General features: G+C 63.1%; 20 protein-coding genes. 9 read left to right on the top strand and 11 right to left on the bottom strand.

Features of this window, described 5'->3' with window-relative positions; all coding sequences use genetic code 11:
* Positions 1-5: 5 nt before the first annotated feature.
* Positions 6-1,190: an NAD(P)/FAD-dependent oxidoreductase gene (locus tag LH365_RS08400; RefSeq protein ID WP_226743206.1), complete on the bottom strand. Its 1,185-nt coding sequence runs from the start codon at positions 1,188-1,190 to the stop codon at positions 6-8.
* Between the two features lie 125 nt (positions 1,191-1,315).
* Between LH365_RS08400 and LH365_RS08395 the strand changes: the two genes are divergently transcribed.
* Positions 1,316-1,621: an SCP2 sterol-binding domain-containing protein gene (locus tag LH365_RS08395; RefSeq protein ID WP_226743205.1), complete on the top strand. Its 306-nt coding sequence runs from the start codon at positions 1,316-1,318 to the stop codon at positions 1,619-1,621.
* Positions 1,622-1,713: 92 nt separating this feature from the next.
* Here LH365_RS08395 and LH365_RS08390 read toward each other — a convergent pair whose 3' ends face one another.
* Together LH365_RS08390 and LH365_RS08385 are read right to left on the bottom strand one after the other, a co-directional pair.
* Positions 1,714-2,403, bottom strand: a complete 690-nt coding sequence (locus LH365_RS08390) for an MBL fold metallo-hydrolase (RefSeq protein WP_226743204.1) — start codon at positions 2,401-2,403, stop codon at positions 1,714-1,716.
* A 73-nt stretch (positions 2,404-2,476) separates the two neighbouring features.
* Positions 2,477-4,132 (bottom strand): amino acid permease, encoded by a 1,656-nt coding sequence (locus tag LH365_RS08385; RefSeq protein ID WP_226743203.1) that lies wholly within the window; start codon positions 4,130-4,132, stop codon positions 2,477-2,479.
* Positions 4,133-4,324: 192 nt separating this feature from the next.
* On the opposite strand from LH365_RS08385, the gene hrpB reads away from it, so the two are divergent.
* Together hrpB and LH365_RS08375 are read left to right on the top strand one after the other, a co-directional pair.
* Positions 4,325-6,799, top strand: coding sequence for an ATP-dependent helicase HrpB (gene hrpB / locus LH365_RS08380; protein WP_226743202.1), 2,475 nt, complete (start codon positions 4,325-4,327; stop codon positions 6,797-6,799).
* Positions 6,800-6,960: 161 nt separating this feature from the next.
* Positions 6,961-7,617 carry a glutathione S-transferase family protein gene (locus LH365_RS08375; protein WP_226743201.1) on the top strand — a complete coding sequence of 219 codons (657 nt, stop codon included), beginning with the start codon at positions 6,961-6,963 and terminating at the stop codon, positions 7,615-7,617.
* Here LH365_RS08375 and LH365_RS18605 read toward each other — a convergent pair.
* The 6 genes from LH365_RS18605 to LH365_RS08350 all read right to left on the bottom strand — a co-directional run bounded on the left by LH365_RS18605 (position 7,608) and on the right by LH365_RS08350 (position 11,570).
* Positions 7,608-7,739: a hypothetical protein gene (locus LH365_RS18605; RefSeq protein ID WP_255606559.1), complete on the bottom strand. Its 132-nt coding sequence runs from the start codon at positions 7,737-7,739 to the stop codon at positions 7,608-7,610. The two genes, LH365_RS08375 and LH365_RS18605, sit on opposite strands and share 10 nt — an antisense overlap.
* Before the next feature lie 41 nt (positions 7,740-7,780).
* Entirely contained in the window at positions 7,781-7,921 is a 141-nt protein-coding gene (locus LH365_RS08370; RefSeq protein ID WP_226743200.1) for a hypothetical protein, read from the bottom strand.
* 128 nt (positions 7,922-8,049) lie between these two features.
* Entirely contained in the window at positions 8,050-8,253 is a 204-nt protein-coding gene (locus LH365_RS08365) for a hypothetical protein (RefSeq protein ID WP_226743199.1), read from the bottom strand.
* An 84-nt stretch (positions 8,254-8,337) separates the two neighbouring features.
* Positions 8,338-9,132 (bottom strand): RNA methyltransferase, encoded by a 795-nt coding sequence (locus LH365_RS08360; protein WP_226743198.1) that lies wholly within the window; start codon positions 9,130-9,132, stop codon positions 8,338-8,340.
* A gap of 4 nt (positions 9,133-9,136) precedes the next feature.
* Positions 9,137-10,069 (bottom strand): class I SAM-dependent methyltransferase, encoded by a 933-nt coding sequence (locus LH365_RS08355; RefSeq protein ID WP_226745467.1) that lies wholly within the window; start codon positions 10,067-10,069, stop codon positions 9,137-9,139.
* A gap of 49 nt (positions 10,070-10,118) precedes the next feature.
* Positions 10,119-11,570: a glycosyltransferase gene (locus LH365_RS08350; RefSeq protein ID WP_226743197.1), complete on the bottom strand. Its 1,452-nt coding sequence runs from the start codon at positions 11,568-11,570 to the stop codon at positions 10,119-10,121.
* Positions 11,571-11,730: 160 nt separating this feature from the next.
* Between LH365_RS08350 and LH365_RS08345 the strand changes: the two genes are divergently transcribed.
* The 3 genes from LH365_RS08345 to LH365_RS08335 are packed head-to-tail and all read left to right on the top strand — an operon-like array spanning position 11,731 to position 14,176.
* Complete coding sequence (locus LH365_RS08345) at positions 11,731-12,450, top strand: ABC transporter substrate-binding protein (RefSeq protein WP_226743196.1); 720 nt, start codon at positions 11,731-11,733, stop codon at positions 12,448-12,450.
* Positions 12,447-13,427, top strand: a complete 981-nt coding sequence (locus LH365_RS08340) for an iron ABC transporter permease (protein ID WP_226743195.1) — start codon at positions 12,447-12,449, stop codon at positions 13,425-13,427. Before LH365_RS08345 ends, LH365_RS08340 begins: the two co-directional genes overlap by 4 nt.
* On the top strand, positions 13,424-14,176 hold the full coding sequence (locus LH365_RS08335) for an ABC transporter ATP-binding protein (protein WP_226743194.1): 753 nt from the start codon (positions 13,424-13,426) through the stop codon (positions 14,174-14,176). The genes LH365_RS08340 and LH365_RS08335 overlap by 4 nt, the downstream gene beginning before the upstream one ends.
* A 12-nt stretch (positions 14,177-14,188) precedes the next feature.
* Here LH365_RS08335 and LH365_RS08330 read toward each other — a convergent pair whose 3' ends face one another.
* Both LH365_RS08330 and LH365_RS08325 read right to left on the bottom strand, forming a co-directional pair.
* Entirely contained in the window at positions 14,189-15,874 is a 1,686-nt protein-coding gene (locus LH365_RS08330; protein WP_226743193.1) for a methyl-accepting chemotaxis protein, read from the bottom strand.
* Between the two features lie 309 nt (positions 15,875-16,183).
* The gene (locus LH365_RS08325; RefSeq protein WP_226743192.1) at positions 16,184-18,340 is read right to left on the bottom strand and encodes a lytic transglycosylase domain-containing protein; all 2,157 of its coding nucleotides are present in this window, start codon (positions 18,338-18,340) and stop codon (positions 16,184-16,186) included.
* 294 nt (positions 18,341-18,634) lie between these two features.
* Here LH365_RS08325 and dapA point away from each other — a divergent pair, with 294 nt between their 5' ends.
* The 3 genes from dapA to LH365_RS08310 all read left to right on the top strand — a co-directional run bounded on the left by dapA (position 18,635) and on the right by LH365_RS08310 (position 20,450).
* Positions 18,635-19,528, top strand: a complete 894-nt coding sequence (gene dapA / locus LH365_RS08320; RefSeq protein ID WP_226743191.1) for a 4-hydroxy-tetrahydrodipicolinate synthase — start codon at positions 18,635-18,637, stop codon at positions 19,526-19,528.
* Position 19,529: 1 nt separating this feature from the next.
* Positions 19,530-20,006: an SsrA-binding protein SmpB gene (smpB, locus tag LH365_RS08315; protein WP_226743190.1), complete on the top strand. Its 477-nt coding sequence runs from the start codon at positions 19,530-19,532 to the stop codon at positions 20,004-20,006.
* Positions 20,007-20,171: 165 nt separating this feature from the next.
* Positions 20,172-20,450 carry a hypothetical protein gene (locus tag LH365_RS08310; protein ID WP_226743189.1) on the top strand — a complete coding sequence of 93 codons (279 nt, stop codon included), beginning with the start codon at positions 20,172-20,174 and terminating at the stop codon, positions 20,448-20,450.
* Positions 20,451-20,488 lie beyond the last annotated feature (38 nt).

Genomic DNA, 20,488 nt, shown 5'->3' with positions numbered 1-20,488 from the left:
CTTTTTTACAAGGCCTGTCCCGCCGCCCAGCCTGACGACCAGGCCCACTGGAAATTATAGCCGCCCAGCCAGCCGGTAACGTCCAGCGCTTCGCCGATGATGTGCAGGCCCGGACAGAGCAGGCTTTCCATGGTTTGCGACGAAACCTGCGTGGTGTCGATGCCGCCCACCGTGACCTCGGCGGTGCGGTAGCCCTCGGTGCCGTCCGGCACGATCGACCACGGTTGAATATAGACGGTCAGAGCGCTCAGCTTCTTGTCCGAAAGGTCGGCAATGCGCGTGTCGGGGGCGATGATCGCCGCCTCCAAGATACGTTCGCTCAGGCGCGCCGGAACGAGGTCGGGCAGGACATTGCCGATATGCTGGCGCGGGGTATTCTGACGGCGATTTTTGAGTGTGCCCAGTACCTCTGTACCCGGAAGCAGGTCGATTTCCACCGTCTGTCCTGGCGTCCAGAAGGAGGAAATCTGCAACATGGCCGGGCCGGACAAACCCCGGTGCGTGAACAGAAAACCGTCCTCGAATGCCGTTTTGCCGATACGTGCGCGTGCATTAAGAGAGACGCCGGAAAGGCCTGAAATATAATCAATTTTATGCCCGCCGAGCGTAAACGGCACCAGCCCGGCGCGCGGCGCGATCAGCGCGTGTCCGAAGCGCTGCGCCACGTCGTACGCAAAGCCCGTGGCCCCCATCTTGGGGATGGACAGGCCGCCGGTGGCCAGCACCAGCTTGGCCGTTTCGATAAGGCCGTCAGGCGTCGACAGACGGAAACCCTCCGGCGTCTTATCAATGTCCTGCACCGGGCTTTGCAACCACAGTTCGCCGCCGTGGACGCGCAGATCGCCCAGCAGCATGTCGATAATGTCCTTGGCCGAATTGTCGCAGAACAACTGGCCTTCGGTCTTGTGGTGATAGGGAATATGGTGCGCGATCACCCGGTCGAGAAAATCCCACGGCCCGAAGCGCTTCAGCGCCGATTTGCAGAAGTGCGGGTTTTGCGACAGGTAGTTTTTCGGCGAGGCCTCAAGGTGGGTGAAGTTGCAGCGCCCGCCGCCGGAGATGCGAATCTTCTCCGCCGGGGCACGGGCATGGTCGAGCACGACGATGCGGCGGCCGCGCCGGGCGGCTTCGATGCCGCACATCAGACCGGCGGCGCCCGCGCCGATAATGACCGCATCATACCTGTGCATAGTCTGATCCCGAAAATTTTACTGTGACCTGACCCTGGGTCACGCTTGTGTCTGAAAAAATTGCCGTTAAGGTCAAGTCCAACGGCGTGTGCTTAGCGCCTTACACAGACTCAGAGGAAATGACCATGTCCGATCTGGCCGCCATTACGCAGAAAATCACCGCCGCTGTCGGCGAAAACTCCGGCCTGGGCAAGGTCGTCAAACTCGACTTGGGCGACGAAGGCAAGATTCTGATCGACGCCGCCAATGTGCCGAACGTGGTGTCCAACGAAGACGGCCCGGCCGACACGACCGTGGTGGTCTCCGTCGAAAACCTCAAGGCGCTGGCGCAGGGCCAACTCGATCCGATGATGGCCTTTATGTCGGGCAAGCTGAAAATCATCGGCGATATGGGCATCGCCCAGAAGCTGGTACCGCTGTTGAAAGGCTAAAAAAAAGCGCATCCCAAAAAGTGTGTAGCGGTTTTTGGATCAGATGCGCGGCCACTTGAATATAAGGAATCCCGCTCCGGCGGGGTTTTTTGTTACCCCGGTCCTGAACGATTAGGCGTCGATTGCGCAATGACGCGGTCGCCGACAAAGGGATTGTGCGCGCGCTCCTGCGCGAAGCTCGACATCGGGCCATGACCGCAGACAAAGCGTACATCGCCCAGCGGCCACAGCCGCGTGGTGATGGCGTCGATCAGGTCGGCGTGATTGCCGCGCGGAAAATCGGTGCGACCGATCGAACCCTTGAACAGAATGTCGCCGACCTGAGCGAACTGACTGGGCGCGTGGTGGAAGATGACGTGACCCGGTGTATGGCCCGGACAGTGGATCACGTCCCATTCGGTCTCGCCCAGCATCACCGTGTCGCCGTGCTTGAGCCACCGCGTCGGCTCGAAGCTCTCGGCGTCGTAAATGCCCCAGCGCTTGGCGTCTTCGGGGATGCGCTCGATCCAGAACCGGTCGTCTTCGTGCGGGCCTTCGATGGGCGCGCCGGTCGCTTCGTGCAGCGCCTTGGTGCCGCCGGCATGGTCAGCGTGGCCGTGCGTCACCCAAATCTTTTCTACAGTCAGGCCGCGGCGCTGGATTTCGGCCAGCACCGACTCGATATCCCCGCCGGGATCGATCACCGCCGCCTTGTTCGTCTTTGTACACCAGACAACGGTGCAGTTCTGCTGAAGCGGCGTGACGGGGGCGACGAAGAGGCGGATAGGGGGCTCGGCGGTCATCGGGGTTCCGGCAATGAAAAAGGCTCCGGCCAGATATGACCGGAGCCTGATCAAACGACAAGCCTGAGACGGCTTATTTCACGTCGTCGACGCCCTTACCCATGGCTTCGGCGGGCGAAGGCATGTCGGTGTCTTCGGTGATGTCGATGCCCTTGGCCAGCTTGGAGTGCCAGAAGCCGTAGGCGGCATAGATGACCGCGCCGACGATGGCGTAGACGACCAGAATGGTCAGGGGCAGGGTATTGCCCTTCATGGCGTGATCGACCATCGGGGCGAAGTTCTGCCACGCGAGGAACAGACAGGCGGCGATACCGGCCACCGCGGTGAAGATACCGCCCGGCACGCGGAACGGACGCTCCATTTCCGGGTGTTTGATGCGTAGATAGATGACCGACAGGCAGACGATCGAGAAGGCCACGGCGGTGCCCAGCGACACGAGGTCGCCCAGCATGCTGATCGGCAGGAAGGCCGCCGCGACGGCGATGACGATGCCGAGCAGGATGGTGCCCAGCCACGGCGTGCGGAACTTGGGGTGGATCTTGGCGAAGACCGCCGGGATCAGGCCATCGCGCGCCATGGTGTAGAAGATGCGCGTCTGACCGAAGCACAGGACCAGCATGACCGACGACAGACCGGCGACGGCGCCGATCTTGATCAGCAGGCTGACGGCGTTCATGGTGCCGCTTTCGGTCCACGGGGCCGGGAAATTGGCCCAGGTCAGGGCCATGCGGTCGATGGCGACGGCGATCGGGGCCGGGCTGGCCAGTTCCTTGAACGGCACGACGCCGGTCATGACGGCCGCGACGGCCATATAGATAAGCGTGCAGATGATCAGCGCGCCCAGGATGCCGACGGGCACGTCGCGCGACGGGTTCTTGGCTTCGGCGGCGGCGGTGGAGACGGCTTCGAAGCCGACATAGGCGAAGAAGATGATGGCCGCGCCGCGGAAGATGCCGCCCCAGCCGTATTCACCCGGATTGCCGGTGGCTTCGGGAATGAAGGGCAGGGCCGCGCCAGGATTGGCGATCCAGTTGTCCGGATTGATATAGGTCACGCCGACGGCGATGAAGGCCAGCAGGACGATGATCTTGAGCACCACAATGGCGTTGTTGACATTGGCCGATTCCGACACGCCCAGCACCAGCAGGCCCGACACCAATGCGATGCCGATGGCGGCGATCAGGTTGAAGGTCCCCGTCATCATCATGGTGGTGTGGCCGGCCTCATCGGCGACGGCCTGAACCAGGGGGGTGGCCCACATGGCGGCATGATCGCCGCCTCCGGCTATACTGGGGAGGTGAACACCGAAATCGCCGAGCAGACTGACGACATAGCCCGACCAGCCGACGGCCACCGTCGACGCGGCCACACCGTATTCCAGCACCAGCAGCCAGCCCATGATCCACGCGAACACCTCCCCGAGCGTTCCGTAGGCATAGGTATAGGCCGACCCCGACACCGGCATGGTCGAGGACAGTTCGGCATAACAAAGGCCGGCAAGCGCACAGGCTATACCGGCCACAACGAAGGACAGCATGATCGCCGGACCGGCATTGGCCGAGGCCACCTGACCGGTCAGTACGAAGATGCCGGCGCCGATAATGGCCCCGACACCGAGCGACATGAGGTTGATCGGGCCGAGCGTGCGCTTGAGCGGGCTCTTGGCCGCTTCCGCCTGAATCTTGGCAATGGACTTCTTGAGCCCCAGCCGAGCGAAAATATTGGACATGCGTCCCCCAAATGGTGCGACAGAAGGGCTGCGCCCTGACGCAAACCCTTAACGAAACCGTGACGCTAACGTCATCTTGTCGCTTTGGCAACGACATATATTGAGGCATTTCTGGCCGATCGGTTTAGAAATGTTCCGCGTTAATCCGAAATGGCGCTCACAATTTGCCTCAAATCGGAGTAGGTGGGGCATATGCTGCCGATCGAAGAGATATTCGCGCCGCTCAAGGCCTTTCTGAGCACTCAGGCGACCGCCATCATCATCGCGCCTCCGGGCGCGGGCAAGACGACGGGCGTGCCCCTGGCGCTGCTCGATGAGGCTTGGTTGAGCGGGCAGAAGATCGTCATGCTGGAACCGCGGCGGCTGGCGGCGCGGGCGGCGGCGATGCGCATGGCCGAGGTGCTGGGGGAGTCGGTGGGCCAGAGCGTCGGTTACCGCGTGCGCGGCGACAGCCGCGTGTCGAAACAGACGCGCATCGAGGTGGTGACCGAGGGGGTGTTTTCGCGTCTGATCGTCGACGATCCGGCGCTGGAAGGCATTGGCTGCGTTATCTTCGACGAATTCCACGAACGCAGTCTCGACGCCGATCTGGGGCTGGCCTTTGCGCGCGACAGTCAGGGGGTGTTGCGCGACGATCTGCGTATCCTGGTCATGTCGGCAACCCTGGACGGCGAGCGGGTCAGCGGCGTGCTGCCGGATGCCGAGGTCTTTCACTCGCTGGGCCGGGCCTTTCCCGTGACCACCCATTATACCGGGCGCGATCAGACCCTGCGGCTGGAAGACGATGTGGCAAAGACCATCCGCCGCGTCTCGGCTAAACTGACGGCGGACAAGGCAGAAACGATGCTCGTTTTCCTGCCGGGGCAGGGCGAAATCCACCGGGTGGCGTCGCGGCTGGCTGAAAATGGCCTGCCGGAGCACATCGAGGTGCACAAGCTCTACGGGGCGATGGACGCGAAGGATCAGACGCGGGTGCTGGCCAAAAACGCGCCGGGCCGGCCCAAGATCGTTCTGGCCACAGCCATCGCCGAAACCTCGCTGACGCTGGACAAGGTGTCGATGGTGGTCGACAGCGGCGTTGCGCGGCTGGGGCGTTTCGACCCGGCACGCGGCGTGGTGCGCATGGTCACCGAGCGCGTCTCGAAGGCGTCGGCGGACCAGAGACGCGGACGGGCCGGACGGACCCAGGCCGGGGATTGCTACCGCTTGTGGGACAAAGAAAACGACCGCTCGATGATCGCCTTTGCGCGACCGGAAATCCTTGAAACCGACCTGTCGCGTCTGGTGCTCGATCTGCGCCTGTGGGGGGCCAAATCGACCGAAGGGCTGGCGCTGCTCGACCACCCGCCGCGCGCCGCCATGCAGGAGGCGGAGCGGTTATTGCAAGGGCTGGATGTATTGGATGCGAAAGGCGAGTTGACGCCGCACGGGCGGCTGGTCGGGCGGCTGCCCATGCCGCCGCGTCTGGGGCACATGCTGCTGCTGGCGGCGCGCGACGGTTTGAGCGAGCAAGGCGCGGCGCTCGCCGTGCTGCTGTCGGAAAACGGGCTGGGCGGCAAGGCGACGGACCTCGACCTGCGGCTTGACGGCCTGTCGAAGGACCGCTCGCCCAAGGTGGCGCAGGCACGGCAACTGGCGCAGAACTGGGCGCGTCTGGCCGGGCAACTGGTGCGCGATGTGCCGAAAGGGGCGGCCCAAGATTCTATCGTGAAATCTGTCCATGCCCTGCTGGCCGAGTGTTTCCCGGAACGCGTGGCAAAAGCGCGCGGTAAGCCAGGCGAGTTCGTCATGGCCAATGGACGCGGCGTCTATGTTGATGAGCACGATCCGCTGGCGCGCGCGGCCTTTATCGCCGTGGGCGATCTGGGCGGCGGGACCGGGCGGGACCGGGTGCTGCTGGGCGCGGCCCTGACTGAGGCCGAGGTGCTGGCTTTGTTTGCCGACCGGTTGGAAAAGCGCACCGTGCTGGAGCGTTTTAACGGGCGTTTCCGCGCGCTGGCGCAGGTGCGTTTCGGCGAACTGATCCTGTCGAGCCAGCCCCTTTCGTCGGTGCCGCCGGAACTGCTGATCGAAGCCGAAGCCGAAGAAATCCGCGCCAAGGGATTGAAGGCGCTGAAATTTTCTGAAAACGCCCAAGGTTTGCGGACGCGGGTCACCTTCCTCCATGCGCAGGACGCGGCGTGGCCGGACATGTCGGATGAAGCATTGCTGGCGACTCTCACGGACTGGCTGGGGCCCTATGCGGCCGGGCGGCCCCTGTTGTCGCTCACTGCCGGCGACGTATCGCAGGCGCTTTTGGGGATGCTCGACTACGATCAGCAGAGAGAACTGGACAGGCTCGCGCCGGAGCATCTGCGCATGCCGACCGGGTCCAACATCCGCATCGATTACGCCGCGGAGGGCGGGCCGCGGCTGGAGGTGCGCGTGCAGGAGCTTTATGGGGTGACGCAGCATCCGGTCGTGGGGCCAGAGCGCACGCCGCTGACTCTGGCCCTGTTGTCGCCGGCGCATCGCCCTATCCAGATCACGCAGAACCTGCCGGCCTTCTGGGACGGGTCGTGGGCCGAGGTGCGCACCGAGATGAAGGGACGCTATCCGCGCCACGTCTGGCCCGAAGACCCCAGGGCCGCCGATCCGACGACGCGCGCCAAACCGCGCGGGACGTGAAGCGTAAAACGTCTTGAACCTTTTGCGGATTGGTGACGTATTGAGCGCTTCCCGATAAAGTGGATACCACTTTACGGAAGAGAAGCGCGTTAAAAATAAAAACTTAGAGCGCCGATCTGGTTCAGCCAGATCGGAAAACGCTCTAAGCTTCAGGAGGCCCCATGATCACCGTCCATCATCTGAATAATTCCCGCTCGCAGCGCGTGCTGTGGTTGCTGGAGGAACTGGGCCTCAATTACGAGATCGTGCGTTATGAGCGCGACCCGTCGATGTTCGCCCCGCCGGAATTGAGGGCCATTCATCCGCTGGGCAAGTCGCCGGTGATTACGGATGACGGTCTAACCGTCGCCGAAACCGGCGCGATCGTCGAATATCTGCTGGAAACCTACGGCGCCGGACGTCTTGTGCCGTCAGACCCCAAGGCGCGTCAGCAGATGCGCTACTGGCTGCACTATGCCGAAGGTTCGGCCATGCCCTTATTGTTGCTGAAACTGGTGGCGAGCCAGATACCGGCGCGCGTGCCGGCCCTGATCCGCCCGATTGCCAGCCTGATTTCCAAGGGGCTCGACGCGAAGATGGTGGCGCCGGGCCTGAAGACGCATCTGGCCTTCTGGGAAGCGTCGCTGAAAGAGACCGGATGGTTTGCCGGCGACGCCTTGAGCGCCGCCGACATCATGATGAGCTTTCCGGTGGAAGCGGCGGTCAGTCGCGCCGGAGCGGCAGACCGTCCGGTGCTGAAAGCCTTTATCGAGCGTATCCACGCGCGCGACGCCTATCAGCGGGCGCTGGCCCGGGGCGGACCCTACGCCTACGCCTGATTTTGCGTGGTCTTGTGGTTATGAACGGGCTTGGACTTATCGTCTTTGACGATGACGATGCAGCCGGACAGGCTGATGGCGAGCACGGCCAGCACGGCCATTTTGATGACAAGCGATTTCATGTCTTAAGTCTCTCTGGGTAAGGGGAGGTATCGGCGGCGGACTATCCGCGTGCCGGCGTGGTCAGGGCGCCTTTGGGTTTCAGGTCGTAACTGACGTCGGCATCCCCTTCCAGATACATCAGGCATCCGGAGAGCGTTGCGGCCAGTGCCGCGATCGCCACGAGTTTCAAGGTCAATTTCATCTGTTTCAGCCCTTTTCAATCAAGGGACCCAGCGCCCCGCCCAAGCCCCATACAAGGCATAGTGCACCGAATCTGAACACAGACTGAATGACAAATATGTAATGAAATTCGCCGTTTGGCGTGCGCTCTTAATAGGCTTTCGGCTTGCCTTCGTAATAGCGCTCGCAGTTGCGCGTGTCGTAGACGCGGTCGCAACGCGGTTCTTCGTAATTGGGCGGCGAGTCCCGATAATAGCGGTCGCGGTAATGATAGTCGTCGCCGTAGTGACCGCAGGCCGCCAGCGCGGAGGCGGCGCAGACCAGCAAGACACGTTTTCCAGACTTCCGGATCATGACGCACCCTTTCCAACCAGGGCAGGCTGCGTCACCTCCGCGAAAGGCGAAATACGGAGGGTTAATGCATGTATAAGTAAGCGATTATAATCCGCAGGCGGCGTAAATCATGATGCCTGTGGCGACCGACAGGTTGAGGCTGTCGGCGCGGCCGCGCATGGGGATTTTCACATGCAGGTCGCAGGTATCGGCGATGTCCGGCGTCAGGCCCGATTGCTCGGTGCCCATCAGCAGAAGCGTCGGGCGCTGATACGGCGCGCTGCGGTGATCGTGTCTGGCGGTTAAAAGCGTGCCGACGACCGAGCCCGTCCAGCGTCCGCGGTCGGCGATGAATTCCTCGCGCGTGCATTTGACGATCGGCAGGGCGAAGATCGAGCCCATGGTGGCGCGTACGGTTTCGACGCTGAATGGATCGACGCAGTCGCCGATCAGTATGACGCCGCCGATAGCCGCGGCGTCGGCGGTGCGGATGATGGTCCCCAGATTGCCGGGGTCGCGCACCTGTTCCAACGCCACCCAGACTTCATTACTGTCCGGATCGATGTCCGACAGGCGTTTGACCACCTGCGCGAAGACCGCCAGCACCATCTGCGGGTTTTCCTTGCGCGACACCTTTTCGAGGATTTCGCGCGTGACCTCCAGCACCTGACCGTCGGCCTTCAGCGTCTCGTCTATGGCGCGCTCCAGCAGGGGGTGGTGGTCGGCATCCTTGCCGTAGATGAGGATCTGCGGCGCGATGCCCTGATCGAGGGCGTCGATGATGATTTTCAGACCTTCGGCCAGGAACTGCTTTGTGGCCTCGCGCGCCTTGCGCATGTGCAGGGCGCGGATGTCCTTGATCGTCTGGTTGGTCAGGGAGGTGATTTGCTTGATTGTCATGATTTTAGGCCGGGTCCTTCATCCAGCGGGTAAAGAAGGACAGGCCGAATTCGCGCGGCGCGAGGTCCGAGGGTTTCGCGCCTTTCGGTGTCTTAGGGTCTTCGCACAGGGTCAGTTCGCCGTAATCGATACGGCCGGGGCGCTGGCCTATGGTTTCGGCCATCAGGTGCGCCAGAGCCGGCCCCGACACGCGTGCCGCATAGGCGTTGAGCAGGAAGAAGGCCGCGTCGTCCGACAGAAGCTGCGCGCACAGATCGAGCAGTTCGGGCAGGTCTTCGAACAAACGCCACACTTCGCCCGTCGGGCCGCGTCCGTATTTCGGCGGATCGAGGATGATGCCTTCGTATTTGGAGCCGCGCTTGACCTCACGCTGCACGTATTTGCGCGCGTCTTCGACGATCCAACGGATCGGGGCCTCTTCCATACCCGACAGGGCGGCATTGTCGCGGGCATAGGCGACGGATTTTTTCGAGGCGTCGACATGGGTGACGCGCGCCCCGGCGGCGGCGCAGACGAGGCTGGCTACACCCGTATAGCCGAACAGGTTGAGCACGCGCGGCTGATCATTGCGTGCCTCGATGGCGGTCTTCTGCCACGCCCAGTTGGCGGCCTGTTCCGGGAAGAAGGCGAGGTGGCGGAACGAGGTGAAACGCCCGTAGAATTGCACGCGGTCATAGCCCAGCGCCCATTGCTCTTGCGGGCGGCGGCGGAACGACCAGCGGCCGCCGTCCTCATCCTCGTTTTCGGCGTCGAAAACGGCATCGGCCTTGTCCCACAGTTCGGGATACTTCGGCGACCACCAGCACTGCGGCTCCGGCCGGATGACCAGATAATCGCCGTAGCGTTCCAGTTTCAACCCTTTGCCGGAATCGATCAGGGCATAGTCGCGCCAGGGCGTGGTGCGAAGCGTCAGGGGCGAGGGGCTGATGTCGGTCATGGCGGTCATGGGGGCTGGCAATAAACCCAGCCGTTGCCGACGTCAAAAACTATTCCGCCGGTACGAGCGTGGGGTCGGCGGGGACATGCTCGGTCTTGTCCCAGTGAAAGGGCCGGGCGACGAGTTGATAGAGGGCGAAAAGCGCGCCGAAGGATTGCAGGCCCCAATAGACGGGAAGGCCCAGACGGTCGCGCCAGCTCAGTTTGAGACTGGCCCGGCGCGCGCCGATGTGCAGGGCGATCTGCGCGAACCCCAGCCCGCAGATCAGCAGGACCAGGTCGGGCAGGGCGATGCCGCCGAGACCCGGTTGCAACAGATGCAGGAGCGTCTGGCACAGGACCAGCGCCATAAACGGTGCATAACAGACGGCGGAAAAGACATTCAGACCGAGACTGAGCGTCATGCCGAGACCGGCGCTGAACGGCAGGTCGTGCAGCGTGCGCGTATGCACCAGCAGGGTTTGCATGTGCCCCTTGATCCAGCGCGTGCGCTGCGGCAGCCAGGTGCGCGTATCGCCGGGCGGGGTTTCGAGCGTCGGGGCATCGATCAGGCCGCAGGTATAGCCGTGACGCGCCAGACGGTAGGCCAGATCGGCGTCTTCGGTTACGTTGTGGGCATCCCACGCGCCGATGGCTTTCAGCACCTCGGCGCGGAAATGGTTGCTGGTGCCGCCCAGTGGGAAGGTCAGGCCCGCGCGGTGCATGGCCGGCAGCAGCACGTCGAACTGCACGGCGTATTCGGCGGCGAACTGACGGGCGATGAAGCCCTCTCCACCAACCGGACGCAACGGCGCTTGCAGGCAGGCAACGGTTCCGGGCAAACGTGCGAAGCTAGCGGCGGCTTCGCGCAACTGGTTCGGCGCGGGGAGGTCTTCGGCGTCATAAATGGCCACCAGATCCCCCCGCGCCCGGTTCAGGGCGTAGTTCAAGGCGCGCGGCTTGGTGCGCGGATCGGCGAACGGGACGCGGACGACACGCATGTGCGCCAGATGAGCATGAAGATTAAGGTGATCTTCGAAGGCGATCAGGGTCTCGTCATCATCATCTTCGAGCGCGAACAGGATTTCCAGTTTGTGGCGCGGATAGTCTAGCGCATTCAGGACGGCGGTCAGTTGCGGGGCCAGCGCCGCTTCCTGGTAAAGCGCGACGACGACCGTATAGACCGGCAGGTGCTCATCGGCAAGCTGCGGGGAGTCAATGGTTTTACGGGATGAGAGCGCCGCTGCGAGACGCAAGGTGGCATTGGCCATGAAGATCGACCAGCACAGCCAGTAAAGCCCCTGCATAATCGGATGGAACGAAAACCACAGGCCGGAGACAAGCGAAACCGACAAGGCGGCAAACGCCGTCCATTGCCACGACGCGACCCGGTCTTTTGCCGAAAACCGCTCAGGCAGGTCGGCAATCCCCTTTGCGGAATCGGAGACGACGTATAGGTTCGGCCGCGCGTTCTCGGCGGTGTCAGGTATAAGGACGCGGATGCGCTTGGGTTCCGGCGGCACGTTTCCCCCCATGGCCTGTGGAAAAGCCAGTAAGACGGAAAATGCGCCTGTGGATAACTAACTTGGGGTGGAAAATGGGATGAAAAATATCACCTTTAAGTTGTTTTTCGTCTATTTGGCGCTTTGCGCTTGTAACGCATACGCTAAACCGGTGCGTGTAATGTCGCTGGACATGTGCGCCGATCAATACGCGCTGGCGCTTTTGCCGCGAGCGCAGATACTCGGCCTGTCGCCGCGCGCCGCCCATCAGGACAGTTTTTACCGCGACCGGGTGCGCGATATTGCGCTGCGCCGCCCGACGCTGGAGGCCCTGCTGGCGCTGAAACCCGACGCCATTCTGCGCACCTGGGGCGGCGATGCCAAACTGCTGCAACAGGCCGAAAAGCGCGGCATTAAAATCATTCAGATCAACGAGGTCAGCACCTTCGCTCAGGCCGGTTTCGAAGTCGAAAACGTGGCCGCGCAACTGGGCGTACCGCAGGCGGGTGCAGGCGAAGCGTTCCGGATGAAGGCGGCGCTGGACCGCGTGCCGCCACCGGTAAAGGCGCATCGCGTCCTCTACTATACGCCGTCGGGGTTTTCGGCGGGGCCATCGACCTGGGTGGGGCAGCTTGTCGGCGCGACGGGGCATAAATTGGCGGCCTCGCAGGACTATTTCTTCTATCTGTCGCCCGAAGTCTTTCTCAAGGAAAAGGCCGATGTTTACGCGCTGGGGTTTTATGACGACGCCTACGCCATGCGCCGCTCGCCGGGGCGGCATCCGCTGGTGCGGGCGCGCCTCGACAAGGCGAAGCCCGTGACCATCCCCAGCCCCATGCTGGCGTGCAGCGCCTGGTATGCGGCTTTCGGCCTGCCTGAACTGGCGGAGAAACTGTCTTGAAAGTCTGGACGATTTTGGCTGGGGTGACGGCCTTATTGCTGATCGCGTTGATGGGCATGGGCGAGGTGGCTTTGAGCCCGGCCGACTACGCCGAAGCCCTGCGCGCGCCGGGCAGTCTGGCCGGTGAGATCCTGTGGCAGATACGTCTGCCGCGCAATCTGTGCGCCCTTCTGGTAGGCGCCATGCTGGGGGTGGCGGGCGCGGTGGCGCAGGGCTATTTCCGCAATCCTCTGGCCGAGCCCGGCATTATGGGCGTGTCGGCGGGCGCGGGTTTAGGGGCGGCGGTGGCCATCGTGCTGGGATTGGGCCTGACGCCGGGGGTGGTCGAAGGCTTTGCTCTTTTGTTCGCGGGCGGCGTGTCGCTGATCATACTGGGCTTCGTCAGTCGTTTTCCCGACCGGCAGGCGTTGATCCTGCTGGGGGTCGGCCTGTCCAGCCTGTGTGGCGCGTTGATGGCGCTGGTGTTCAACCTGTCGCCGTCGCCGGTGACGACCGCAGAAATTCTCGGCTGGATGATGGGCTCGGTAGAAAACCGTAGCTGGCAGGATGCGGGCATGGGGATAGGCGGGCTGTTCGTGGCGGCGGTGCTGCTGTGGAAGCTGGGGCCGGGCCTGCGGTTATTGACTCTGGGCGAAGACACGGCGCGCTCGCAGGGCGTGGATGTGCGTAAGCTGGCGGTCCTGTCGATCGTCGCTATCAGTCTTCTGGCCGGACTAGCCGTGGCGGTGGCGGGCGTCATCGGCTTTGTCGGGCTGGCCGCGCCGCATCTGGTGCGCAGTCTGGGCGTGCGCGACCCCTACAAACTGATCGCGCCGTCGGGTCTGGCAGGCGGGCTGATGGTGCTGCTGGCCGACGGGGCGGTGCGCCTGCTGCCGACCTCGACCGATATCCGTCTGGGGGTGCTGACCTCGCTGATCGGTGCGCCGCTGTTCGCGCTTTTGGCGTGGAAGAGTGCGAAGGAATGGGTGCAGGGATGATCGACGTCCAAAATCTCAGCGTCCGCCTGGAGCGCACCGAAGCGGTGTCCGGCGCGTCCCTGCGCTTCGAGCCGGGCAGGCTGTACGGCCTTGTCGGGCCGAACGGTTCGGGCAAGACGACCCTGTTGCGGGCGCTGTCGGGCCTGATCGCGCCGTCCGCCGGCGAGGTTCAGGTCGATGGCCGTGCGCTGTCGTCGCTGTCCCTGCCCGAACGCGCCACGCGGATCGGCTATCTGCCGCAGGAGCGGGGTATCAGTTGGGACTTGACGGCGCGGGAGGTTGTGCGGCTGGGGGCGCAGCGCTTTGCCGATGCCGAAGCTCGCGCCGGGATGGCATTGACCGAGGCGGGCATGGCGGAGGCGGCGGACCGGCGCGTCTTCTCGCTGTCGGGAGGGCAGAGGGCGCGGGTGCTGCTGGCGCGGTTGCTGGCGACCGACTGTCCGGTTTTGTTGCTCGATGAGCCGCTGACAGCGCTCGACCCGGCGTGGCAGCGGCAGGTACCATTGATCCTGAAAGCAGCGGCGGCGCGCGGACACACGGTAATCAGCAGCCTGCACGATCTGGGGCTGACGGCGGCCTTCTGCGACGCGGTCTGCGTCATGCACGACGGGCGCGTGGCGGGGTTCGGGCCTCCGCAAGCGGTGTTTACGCCATCGCTTCTGGCAGACGTCTTCAACCTGACCGGTGGGTTTGAAACCGCAGGCGAGGGCGCGCGTCTGCATTTAGGCGTGCGCCCTCTGATCCCGTAAAACCCCTGTGGCTCAGGCGGCGCGCACATTGGACAGGAACCTGTCCATTTCGTGATGCAGACGTTCGGCCTGCGCCGCCAGTTCCGTGGAAGCGCGTTGCACCTGAGACGCCGCGCCCCCGGTCTGTTCCGCTGCCTGCGCGACACCGGTAATGTTGGAACTGACCTGCTGCGTGCCGACCGAGGCCTGCGTAACGGCCTGAACGATCTCCTGCGTGGCGGCCCCCTGTTGTTCGACAGAGGTGGCAATGGCGGTGCTGGAGTTATTGATGCGCGAAATGGTGCCGGTAATGCTCTGCATGGCCAGAGCCGCCTTGCCCGCGGCCTCCTGAATATGAGCGACCTTGGCAGAGATTTCCGTAGTGGCCAGGGCCGTCTGACCCGCCAGCGTTTTCACCTCGGAGGCAACGACCGCAAAGCCCTTGCCGCTTTCGCCGGCGCGCGCCGACTCGATCGTGGCGTTCAGCGCCAGAAGGTTGGTCTGATCGGCCAGACCGGCGATCAGTTCGATCACCCCGCCGATTGAGGCGGCCGTATCGGTCAGTTCTCTGACGATGGACTGGACATCGTCGGCTTCGCGGGCGGCGGTGGCGGCCACTGTCGCCGACATTTCGACCTGACGGCTGATTTCACTGATGGAGGAGCCCAGTTCTTCGGTCGAAGCGGCGACTGAGGTGACGCTGGCCCCGGCCTCTTCGGCGGCGGCGGACACGGCCACCGACTGCGCGGTGGCCTCCTGCGCCGAGGCGTTAAGCTGGGTGGCGGCGGCCTGCATTTCGGTGGCCGCCGATGATACCAGCGTGACGATCCCGCCGACCGAGCGTTCGAACTCATCGGCCAGATCGAGCATGGCCTGCCGGCGTTGCGCTTCGGCAGCGGCCTTATCCTGCGCCGCCTGGGCCCGCAGGGTCTCGGCGTGCCGCAGGCCCTCGGCAAAAATGAGCAGGGCGCCGTTCATGCGGCCGATTTCATCGCGACGCCCTGAATCGAGGGCCATTTCGGAAATGTCGCCGTCGGACATGCGCTTCATATGATTGCACACGTCCAGTATGGGGCGTGCGATCAGGGCACGCGCCCCCAGGAAAGAAAGCAAAATCGCCGTCAGAGCGAGGCCCAGGGCCACTACGCCGCCGACCTGAAGCAGGTTTTCGGTACGCTTTTGCAGGTCGGTCGTGGTGGTCCGGGTGGTGCTGTCCACATCCTTGATCAGCGGGCGGATCACCTTGCGGAAGGCCTGCTGGCCCTTTTCGACCTCCTGAACGTGACGGCGGCCGCCCGCCTTGTCGCCGCTGAGATAGGCGGTGGCGGCCGGCTGCGCCGCGGCGGTGATCTGTTTGCGCGCCGCGTCAAGCTGATCCAGAACCGCGTCACGCCCATGCATGTGATTGCGGGCCGTCTGCATCAGTTCGTTGGATTCCTTGACGGAGGTCGTGACCTCCTCGCCTGCCGCCTTACATTCCGCCGAAGGGCAGGTCAGGCTCTCCAGCTTGAACAGATGCTGTGCAATATAGGCGTTACGCTGACTGATCCGGATGAGCGCCACCAGCGCCGGATAATCGTCCGTGGCCAGTTCGGAATAAGTCTGATTGATGTTTTTGAAGGTCAGGGCGTAATGGGCGCCGACGAAGATCATCGAAATCGCCAGAAAGGCGAGTATGCCGACGATCTTGAACGCTATCGGAACATTTTTGATACGCATATCTATGGCTCCCTTTGGGCACCAACTCTGATTATGAAAGAGAACCTGGGGCGTGGCGCGCGCCTCCGGCTCTCCGTTCGAGCAATGCTGTGGGAGGTCAATGGTCAGAGCCCGCTGATCGACTCACCTGTGAGGCATCGCCGCAATCAGGAATATCAGCATTACGCCGAAGGGTAATCGAGCGGTGGTCTATTTATAAATAATTGAAATATTTTAGTTTTATAAATTCTAATCTATGAATTTTGTGTGGTTTTTCGCACGCGGATTTGTGGCGGTGTGTGAAAATTCGCCGAATCCTGTCGTGACGGCCTAATTGCCGGCGGTGCTTTTCAGCTCATTATAATTGATCGGCCCGGTTGGCAGGCTGCCCGTGTCCTCGCTGTCGCCGGTCATCGGCGTATAGGCGACGATCACGCCGCGCTTGAGATCGGCCATCGGCGTCAGCGGCGCAGTGCCGCCGTTGAGGCGGGCGCGGTAGACGGCATTGTTTTCCATTACCCGCATCATATAGTTGCGCGTTTCGGTAAACGGCGCGCATTCGATAAAGGCAATGGGGTCCGCCGCATCGCCGCGGGGATCGCCGCAATCGATGATCCACTGCGGCGGACGGTTCGGACCGGCATTGTACCCTGCCGCCGCCATCACGTAGGAACCGCCGAAACGGTCGACCAGTTCGCCGAGGTGATAGGCCCCCAGCTTCATATTGTAATCGGCCTCATACAGCATCGAGTCGGAATAGGTCAGCGACATGCGCCGCGCCACGCCGCGCGCGGTCGGCGGGATGAGCTGCATCATGCCGCGCGCATTGGCGGAGGAGCGCACCATCGGATCGAAGCCCGATTCCTGACGTGTGATGGCCAGCACGAACGACCCTTCCGGCGATTTGACCGCCGGGAGGGCGCGCAGCGGATAGGCGCGTTCGGGCAGGTAGAAACCGCGCTGCTGCGAGACGCGCGCCACGCGCATCGACAGGTCCTGCGTGCCGTAGGTGCCGGCCAGGTCGACCAGCAATGCCTGCTCCTCGGCGGTCGGCAGCACGTCGTCCAGCGCCAGAACCAGCGCGTTGAACAGGTCGCGCTCCCCGGTCTGCCCCAGAATTTTCGCGGCCTTGACCATGTCGCGATTGTCGAAGCGCGCACGGTCGGCGTCGGTCGGGACGGGGTCCTTACCGAGCGTGATCGACTTGATACCGGCCTTCTCGGCCGCCAACTGACCGTAGAAGGCGTAGATGAACTGACCGCCTTCGACGAAGTGGGCGTGCGCTTTTTCGGCGTCGCCGGTTTGGTTGCGCGCCTCATAGGCGCGGCCCAGCCAGTAGTGGGCGCGGCTGCGGGTGATGGGCGAGGTGCCGGCTTCGCGCACCTTCTCGAAATGCGCGATGGCGAGGTCCGGGCGATTTAGACGGATCAGCGCGGCCCAGCCGGCGAAGAACTCGCCCTCGGCCTTCTTTTCGCCGTTGGGGAAGCCGCCGCCGTTCATGGCGGTATAGGCGGCCTGATAGTTACGGGCCTTGAGCGCGGCGCGATAATAGGACAGGCGCTCGACCCACAGATTGTTGATGGCGGCCTCCGAAGCCGGGGCGGCGGGCAGGTCGGCCAGCAGGCCGAAGCCCAGCGTTTCCAGCTTGGCGCGGCGCAGCGAACGCAGGCGCTCATAGGCCAGCACCGGATTGCGCGGGCTGACGGCCAGCGCCTGTTCGTAGAGGGTCACGCCGGCGGCGGACCCGGAGCGAAGCGCCATGGCCGCCGTGGCGACCTTGCGGCTCGTCTCGTCCACGAGGGGCAGCATGGCGTTGGTGGCGGGGCCTTGGGTGCCCAGCAGCAGGGTGTTCAGGCGCGCCTGATGGTCTTCGGCGGTTAGATAGCGGCCGAAACTGGCCTGAAAGCGCGTCTGGTCGGTCAGGTCGAAGGCCTGATCGCGCCACCACGATTTCGCCAGCGCCGAGGCCTCAGCGGTCTGACCTGCGCGCTCATAGGCGCCGATGAGCGCGATGGCGCCGTCGACGGACAGGGGCGGCGCGCCCTTGAACCACTCGATCGTCTGTTGCGGCGTCAGGCTGGAGGTGATGATCTGCTTTTCGGCGGCGATCTGGCGTTTCTGCTCGCGCGGCCAGCCCCACAGATCGCGGCGCGCGCCGTCAAGCGCGGCGAAACCGTAGATGTCGCCGTCATTATTGACGATGGACCACTGAACGAGTTTGCGCGCCACCGGATCGCTCAGCGAACCGCGCAGGGATTCGGCGAAGACGAAATTGCGGCTGCGCGACGCATCAAGCGCCTGCTTCAGTACCGCCTTGTCGGATTCGCTGATCAGTCCTGCCTGATAAGGGCGTGGCGCGGAGGTCGAATCCTGCGCCAGAACGGGCGTCAACGTGCTGGCGGATATGGCAATCAGGGCGACGCCGCTCATCCACCGGCGCCAGGATGTCGCCGTGCGCGCGTTGAACGTCCTGAATGCCTTGATCATGCGTAAATCCTTCGGGTAGCCGCCGTCTTGAATACGGTGAGGAATCTGGCCGCACAAGACGGCACAATTATGAAACAATTGTCTTAGCGTGATTTTTTGCGCGCGGGCGTCACGCTTCGATCACAAAAGCCGTCAGAAACAAAAGAACGGTGGAAACTTGCGGTCATTTGGCCGTGCAGGCAAGCCGCGCTTCATTATGACGTTTTCTTTTTACAAAGTCGTTGCAGCAAATCCATTGTGGTTTTAAGGCTCATCCGCGTAATTCGATCTGCTTTTTTCAGGATAGTCACTCCCATGTCGACCGCCGAAGCCCTGCCCCTGTTCTCCGGAGTGATTACCGCTCTGGTGACGCCGTTCAAAGACGGTCAGGTGGATTATGCGGCGTTCAAACAGTTGGTCGAGACGCAGATAAAGGCGGGCGTGCACGGTCTGGTGCCGGTCGGCACGACGGGCGAAACCTCGACCCTGTCCATGGACGAGCACAAGGAAATCGTGCGCCTGTGCGTCGAAGTCGCCGCCGGCCGCGTCAAGATCATTGCCGGTGCGGGCTCGAACAACACTGCCGAGGCGCTGGAACTGGCGCAGCACGCCAAGGCCGTCGGGGCTGACGCCGTGCTGGTGGTCGTGCCCTATTACAACAAGCCGTCGCAGGAAGGTTTGTATCAGCATTTCAAGGCGCTGAACGACGCGGTTCAGATACCGATCATGCTGTACAACGTGCCGGGCCGCACGGTGACCGACCTGTCGAACGAGGTGATCGTCCGCCTGTCGGCCCTGCCGAACATCGTCGGCATCAAGGACGCGACGGGCGATCTGGTGCGCATGAGCCAGTTGCGCATAGCCATCGCGCCGGGCTTCGCGTTCATATCGGGCGACGATCCGACCCTGATCGGCTACATGGCCCACGGCGGTCACGGCGTGATTTCGGTGACGTCGAACGTCGCGCCGGCCGAGATGGTGGCGCTGTATAAGGCCGCGAAGCAGGGCGATTTCGCGGCGGCGCGCGACTGGCAGGACAAGCTGATCGCCCTGCACAAGGTGCTGTTCGCCGACGCCTCGCCGTCGCCGACCAAATATGCGCTGAGCCGGCTGGGGCAGACGACCGACGAGGTGCGCCTGCCCATCGTCGCCTGTTCGCAGGCCGTGCGGCCGCTGGTCGACGAAGCGATGAAAGCCGCGGGGCTCTGACTTGGCCGAAAAAGAGCAATCCAACTTCAAGGTGATCGCCGATAACCGGCGGGCGCGCTTCGATTATTTCCTCGAAAACAATACCGAGGCCGGCATCATGCTGACCGGGACCGAGGTCAAGTCACTACGGCAGGGTCGCGCCAATATCGCCGAGTCCTATGTCTCGATCGAGAACGGCGACGAACTGGTGCTGATCAATGCCGACATCCCGCACTACGGCTTTGCCAACCGCTTCAACCACGACCCGCGCCGTCATCGCAAACTGCTGATGCACCGGCGCGAGATCGCGCGCTTCATGATCGCCGTGCAGCGCGAGGGCATGACCATCATCCCGACCCGGCTGTACTTCAACGACAAGGGCATGGTGAAGGTCGAGATCGCGCTGGCCAAGGGCAAGAAGCTGCACGACAAGCGCGAAACCGAAGCCAAACGCGACTGGGGCCGCGAAAAAGCCCGCCTGATGAAGGATCACGGGTAAAGCCCCGCCGGGCGATTCATGTCTGATCTGAAGCCGTCTCACCGGCGTATTTGACCGATAAGGATCGACGCGGGGACACTTATGCTAACGGCAGCACTGTCACTCAACATAGTTGTACTGATACCTGTACTGATTGTTCTGGCGCGTAATGGACGCCCGGCTGTCATGGCCTGGGGCGAAGATACGTCAGGACGCAAGATACTGTTCTCCATCTATGCGGCGATACTGACGGCCAGCGTGGGGCTTCTGGCGCTTCACGTCCTAAATCGTGAGGTTACCGCTTGGGCGCAGGCCGTGCTGGGCTTGCAGATTGTCTACAAGTTTCTAACCGTGCCGCTGGTGGGCCTTCGCAATCCGGTCGTCCTGTCAAATGTGATGATTGCGGTCTTCCACATTGCCACTCTGATCGTCATATCGCGGGACAGCGGCCTCTTTGGCGTCTGAAGGGTCCCGGAGACAGTAAGCCTCCGGGGAACTCAGAG

The sequence above is a fragment of the Asticcacaulis sp. AND118 genome (genome assembly GCF_020535245.1).
GTDB lineage: Bacteria > Pseudomonadota > Alphaproteobacteria > Caulobacterales > Caulobacteraceae > Asticcacaulis.
The sequence above is the reverse complement of the archived record's forward strand: the minus strand, read 5'-3'. Positions and strand labels throughout refer to the sequence as shown.